Raw genomic sequence first — 3701 nt, forward strand, 5'->3', positions numbered from 1 at the left:
GACTGAGTAATCAAGCCGACAAAAAAGCCGTCTGAAAAATGATTTTTCAGACGGCTTTTTTCTATGCTTCAACGCTGCAGGGCATAGTGTGCCTGCTCAAACTTATCCGCGCAAAGCATCTGCGCGCGCCAAAACCTGCTCCGTTGCCTGTTTCAAATACGCCAGCCAGCCTTGCAAGCCCAGCTCAGCGAACTTGGGGTTGGGCACTTCAATGCTGACGGGCATGGTTTCAGGCAGCAGCGCTACACATTCGGCCAGTTTGAAATCGCCCTCGCCCGGCACATAGCGCAGGCTGCGGGATTCTTCAATCAAGCCTTCGCGGGTGTCGGCGCGGTCGGCCAGAATGCCATCGCACAGTTGAACCATATCGGCCAGATACGGCTTGGCGGCGGTAATGTGCGCCGTTTCGCCGAAGGCACGGTGGAAATGCAGGGTGTCAAACAGGATTTTGCAGCCGGTTTGCTTGGCAATTTCCACCGCTTCGGGCAACAGTTTGACGGTTTGGTAGGAAATCGGCTCCAAAGTTACGGTGAGATTGAACTGCCGCGCGTCTTCGGCCAGCTTGGCCGTGGTGGCGGTGGCGCGGCTCAAGTCGGGGTCGGTGATGGTGAACGTCAGGCTTTTTGCGCCGAGTTCGGCGGCGGATTCAAGCATGGGCAGCCAGAAATCGCGGTTACAGTGTTCGTCCATGCCGATAAATTCGGTATCGGCGACTTTCATACCGGTATCCTGCAATACGGCTGACACTTCTTTCAGACGGGTGCTGCCGGGCAGCAGGTTCAAATCTTTTTCCGTAGCGGTCACGGGGCGCGTGCGCAAGCCGACGAAATCGTAGCCGGCAGCTGCGGCGGCTCGGATAAATTCGACAGGCTCCGTACCCAATACGCTCAGAGGGGCAATACCGATTTGGCGTGTCATGTTTTTCTCCTTGATGAATGCGTTTGTTGTTTTGCGGTGAGGCCGTCTGAAATTTCAGACGGCTTGGTTAAGGGCTGTTGACATTTCGTCCGCTGCGCTCAGCCGCCTGATCTATGCGGATAATCCGTTTTCCCAACCAGACGAAACATTGGTTTCTATCCTTGCAGTTTTCCCGCCGCAAACTTGGCAATCCGCCAGCCGAACACCATGCCCGGGCCGATGGTGGTACCGGGACCCGGATAGGTGCCGCGGAAGATGGAGGCCAAATCGTTGCCGCAGGCAAACAGGCCTTCGATGGCGCTGCCGTCGCCCTTCAACACTTGGCCGTATTCATTGCACGACAGGCCGACGCTGCCCGCCAAATCGGCAGGACGCACCGCCAGCGCGAAATAAGGGCCATGCTGCGCCAGCGGACGCAGGCAGGGGTTGGGCTGCACGGCGGCGTCGCCGTTGAAGCGGTTCATCGCGCTGGTGCCGCGTCCGAAATCGCTGTCTTCGCCGCGCACGGCCTGCTCGTTGTAACGCTGAACGGTGGCTTTGAGCGTGTCGGCAGGCACTTGGATACGGCGTGCCAATTCGTCCAGATTGTCGGCGCGGGTCAGGTAATTGCGCGCCAGATGGCTGCCCAGGCTTTTGCCGCCGGGCATGATGAAGCCCAAACCGTATCGGCGGATAAAGGCTTCGTCTACAATCAGATAGGCAGGCAGCGCGGGGGTGTGCCGGTGGTATTGCAGCTGGGCGGTGGAAAAGTCGTGGTAGGAGTCGCTTTCGTTGACGAAGCGTTTGCCGTCGGACGCTACCGCCAACAGGCCGGGTTTGGCGCGGTCGAGAATGATGTGCGGCCACATGGCTTGGTAGCCGTCGCGCTCTTGTTTGAACGAAGTGGGAAACCAGAGCGCGGGGCTGTCGGTGTTTTCCAATGCCGCGCCGAGTGCTTCGCCTGCGGCAATGCCGTCGCCGCTGTTGCTTTTCGGGGCAAACGAATCCGGCGTGCCTTGCGGGAAAAAGCGTTCGCGCAGCGATTTGCTCCAACCTGCACCGCCGGTGGCCAATACCACGCCTTTGGCGGCGGATACGCGCACTTCGCGGCCGTTTTGCAGAATCACCGCGCCGCCGACCTTGCCGTTTTCTACGATTAATTCTTTCAGGGGCGAATCAAACCACACCGGCACGCCGGCGTTTTTCAGGCTGTAATACAGGCGGCCGACCAAGGCGTTGCCCATCACCAGCCGCGTGCCGCGCTTGTATTTCAGGCGGTCTTTGAAATAAGGCAGCACCACGTTCAGGGTGGTTTTAAAGTTGTCGGCCGATTGGAAGGGGTTGAGCAGCGCGCCCAATTCGTTGCGGTTCACCATCATGCCGCCCAAGCCCATAAATTCGCGGCGCGGCGGGCGGACGCGGTCGAAGTCTTCTCCCAAGAGCTTGCCGTCAAAGGCCGCCGGTGCGAGCGCGCGGCCGCCGTAGGCTTCGCCGGGCAGCGGGCCGATGTAGTCGGGATGTGCCTGCGCCGCCACAAATTTCACTTCGGTTTTTTCGTCCAGCTCGCGAATCATCTCGGGGCCGGAAGCGAGAAAGGCCTCGCGCAATGCTTCGCCGTTTTTGCCTTGGCAGACATGGCTTAAAAATTCGCGTGCGGCCTCCACCGTGTCGGGTACGCCCGCTTTTACGCTCAAATGCGTGCCGGGCACCCAGGTCGTGCCGCCGGAAGTGGCGGTGATTCCGCCGACATACGGCTCTTTTTCGCACAATAAAACATTCAAACCTTCGAGTTTGGCCGTCAGCGCGGCCGTCATACCCGCCGCGCCGCCGCCGATGATGAGCAAATCGACTTGTTGTGTGGTGTTCATGTGTTTCTCCTGTGTGGAACGCAGCACGGTGCGCCGGGGCGTTTTCAGACGGCCTTTTGCAGCAGGAAATCCGCCATCAAATCGCGTACCGCCGCATACATATCCAAGCCGGTCGAAACGCGGCAGCCTTGGGCGCGGGCTTTGGTTATCCATGCGGTATCGGGATAGGTTACGACATCGCCGACAAACATCTCCGCCGTAAGCTTGTCGCCGTCAAACGGCAGCGGATCGCCCGCTTTCATGCCCAACGGCGTGGCGTTGACCACAATGTCGAAGCCGCTCGGATCGGACGTACCCGCATACACTTTCGCCCTGCCCAAGCTGTTCAAACGCTCAATCAGGCTGTCGCGGCGTTGCACGTCGGTTTCCACGATTGCCAACTCGGACACGCCCGCCGTCACCAGCGCGTGGGCAATCGCCGTGCCCGCGCCGCCGGCGCCTGCCTGAACGGCTTTTTTGCCTTGCAGCACCGCGCCGTTTTTCAGCAACGCTTCCACTTGGGCGCGACCGTCGAACATCTCGCCGTGCCAACCGTTTTCGCTAAAACGCACCACGTTGACGGTATTCAAAAAACGGGCGGTATCGGAAATCTCATCGCACAATCCGGCAAACGCGATTTTGTGCGGCACGGTAACCATCAGGCCGTCTGCATTTTTCATTTTGCGGATACCCGCCGCCCAGTCCGCCAAATCGTCGGGCGCAACGTGGGCGGGCAGGCACACGCCGTTGATGCCCGCAGCCTGAAACGCAGCGGTCATGCCTTCGGGCGACTTGACTTGGGCAATCGGATCGCCCACCACGAAATACACACGGGTCGAGCCGTTGAGTGTCAGTTCCATAGCTTTCTCCTTTGATTTTTTCAGACGGCCTGACTGCTGCCGGTATTGGGTTTGTACATATATAGTCGAAGAACTTAAATCCTGCTACGGCGTTGGC

Annotated in this window: 3 protein-coding genes; all 3 read right to left on the bottom strand. The window is 59.3% G+C overall.

The window, feature by feature from the left end; translation table 11 throughout:
* Window positions 1-102: 102 nt before the first annotated feature.
* The gene (locus BDE01S_RS09070) at window positions 103-918 is read right to left on the bottom strand and encodes a sugar phosphate isomerase/epimerase family protein (protein WP_066080507.1); all 816 of its coding nucleotides are present in this window, start codon (window positions 916-918) and stop codon (window positions 103-105) included.
* A gap of 155 nt (window positions 919-1073) precedes the next feature.
* The gene (locus BDE01S_RS09075; RefSeq protein ID WP_066080509.1) at window positions 1074-2765 is read right to left on the bottom strand and encodes an FAD-dependent oxidoreductase; all 1692 of its coding nucleotides are present in this window, start codon (window positions 2763-2765) and stop codon (window positions 1074-1076) included.
* Between the two features lie 44 nt (window positions 2766-2809).
* Window positions 2810-3604 (bottom strand): shikimate dehydrogenase family protein, encoded by a 795-nt coding sequence (locus tag BDE01S_RS09080; RefSeq protein ID WP_066080512.1) that lies wholly within the window; start codon window positions 3602-3604, stop codon window positions 2810-2812.
* Window positions 3605-3701 lie beyond the last annotated feature (97 nt).

The organism is Bergeriella denitrificans NBRC 102155 (assembly GCF_001592185.1).
Taxonomy (GTDB): Bacteria; Pseudomonadota; Gammaproteobacteria; order Burkholderiales; family Neisseriaceae; genus Neisseria; species Neisseria denitrificans.